The organism is Streptomyces sparsus (genome assembly GCF_054776295.1).
This window is the reverse complement of sequence record NZ_BAAHCA010000785.1, coordinates 1-2,342: the sequence shown is the minus strand read 5'-3', so window position 1 is coordinate 2,342 and position 2,342 is coordinate 1. Positions and strand designations below refer to the sequence as shown.

The 2,342-nt window shown below is 73.2% G+C and carries 1 protein-coding gene; it reads left to right on the top strand.

From position 1 onward, the window contains the following. Window positions 1–96: 96 nt before the first annotated feature. Window positions 97–2,342, top strand: a 2,246-nt coding sequence (locus ACYVE9_RS23355; RefSeq protein ID WP_461029866.1) for a Tex family protein, incomplete at its 3' end; no start/stop codon positions are given.

Genomic DNA, 2,342 nt, shown 5'->3' with positions numbered 1-2,342 from the left:
GTACCCGCCGGGAGCCGGCCCGCGGACGGCCCGGTGCGCGCGGGCGCGGCCCGGCGGTCCACGGCGCTGTCCGGGCCACCTGCCAGAATGCGGGGCGTGACCGCAACAACTGTGTCCATCGAAGCCAGGATCGCCCAGGAACTCGACGTTCAGGAGTGGCAGGTCAAGGCCGCCGTCGACCTGCTCGACAGCGGCTCGACCGTGCCGTTCGTCGCCCGCTACCGCAAGGAGGCCACCGGCACCCTCGACGACGCCCAGCTGCGTGCACTGGAGGAGCGGCTGCGCTACCTGCGGGAGTTGGAGGAGCGACGGGCCGCGATCCTGGAGTCGGTACGCGGCCAGGGCAAGCTGGACGAGGCGCTGGAGGCGAGGATCCGGGCGGCGGACTCCAAGGCCCGCCTGGAGGACGTCTACCTGCCGTTCAAGCCCAAGCGGCGCACCAAGGCGCAGATCGCCCGTGAGGCCGGTCTGGAGCCGCTGGCCGACGCGCTGCTGTCCGACCCCGGTACCGACCCGAACGCGGCGGCCGCCGCCTACGTGGACGCCGAACGCGGCGTCGCCGACGTGCCGGCGGCCCTGGAGGGCGCGCGGGCCGTGCTGACCGAGCGGTTCGGCGAGGACGCCGACCTCATCGGGGAACTGCGCGAACGCATGTGGCGGCGCGGCCGGCTGGTGGCGCGGGTGCGCGAGGGCAGGGAGGAGCAGGGCGCCAAGTTCGCCGACTACTTCGCGTTCTCCGAGACGTTCACCACGCTGCCCTCGCACCGGGTGCTGGCGAAGCTGCGCGGCGAGGAGGAAGAGGTGCTCGACCTCCGCCTGGAGCCCGAGCCCGACGACGAGGAGCGGCCCGGCCCGTCCGACTACGAGCGCGCGGTGGCCAGGCGGTTCGGCGTCGAGGACCGGGGCCGGCCGGCGGACCGCTGGCTGGCCGAGACGGTGCGCTGGGCCTGGCGGACCCGCATCCTGGTCCACCTGGGCATCGACCTGCGGCTGCGGCTGCGGCAGTCCGCCGAAGACGACGCGGTCGCGGTGTTCGCCTCCAACCTGCGGGACCTGCTGCTCGCCGCCCCCGCCGGCTCGCGGCCCACGATGGGCCTCGACCCGGGGTTGCGCACCGGCGTGAAGGTGGCCGTGGTGGACGGTACGGGCAAGGTCTCGGCCACGGCGACGGTCTATCCGCACGCCCCGCGCAAGCAGTGGCAGGACGCCCTGGACACGCTGGGCAGGCTGGCCGCGGAGCACCGCGTGGAGCTGATCGCCATCGGCAACGGCACCGCGTCGCGGGAGACGGACAAGCTGGCCGCCGAACTCATCGCCGCCCGGCCCGAGTTGCGGCTCACCAAGGTGATGGTGTCGGAGGCGGGCGCCTCGGTGTACTCCGCGTCCGCCTTCGCCTCGCAGGAACTGCCCGAGCTGGACGTGTCACTGCGCGGCGCGGTGTCCATCGCCCGGCGGCTCCAGGACCCGCTGGCCGAACTCGTCAAGATCGACCCCAGGTCGATCGGAGTGGGCCAGTACCAGCACGACCTGTCCGAGGTGAAGCTCTCCCGCTCGCTCGACGCGGTCGTCGAGGACTGCGTCAACGGCGTGGGCGTGGACGTCAACACGGCCTCGGCGCCGCTGCTCTCGCGGGTGTCGGGCATCGGCGCGACGCTGGCGGAGAACATCGTCGCGCACCGGAACGGCAACGGCCGGTTCGGCAGCCGGGCGGCGCTGAAGGCGGTGCCGCGGCTGGGACCGAAGGCGTACGAGCAGTGCGCCGGCTTCCTGCGCATCCGCGGCGGTGACGATCCGCTGGACGCCTCCAGCGTGCACCCGGAGGCCTATCCGGTGGTGCGGGACATGGTGCGCACGGCCGGCGGGGACGTCACGGCGCTCATCGGGGACACCGGCAGGCTGCGGTCGCTGAAGCCGCAGGAGTTCGTGCGGGACGGTTTCGGACTGCCGACGGTCACCGACATCCTGCGTGAGCTGGAGAAGCCGGGACGCGACCCGCGTCCGGCGTTCCGCACCGCCGAGTTCATGGAGGGCGTCGAGAAGATCGGCGACCTGGCTCCGGACATGGTGCTGGAGGGGGTCGTGACCAACGTCGCCGCCTTCGGCGCCTTCGTGGACGTCGGGGTGCACCAGGACGGCCTGGTGCACGTCTCGGCGATGTCGAAGAACTTCGTGAAGGACCCGCGCGACGTGGTCAAGCCGGGTGACATCGTGCGGGTGAAGGTGCTTGAGGTGGACGTGCCGCGCAAGCGGATCTCGTTGACGCTGCGGCTGGACGATCCGCAGGGCGGCGGTCGCCCGCCCCGGCAGGCCCGGGAGCCGGCCGCCGGCCGCGAGCCGCAGGG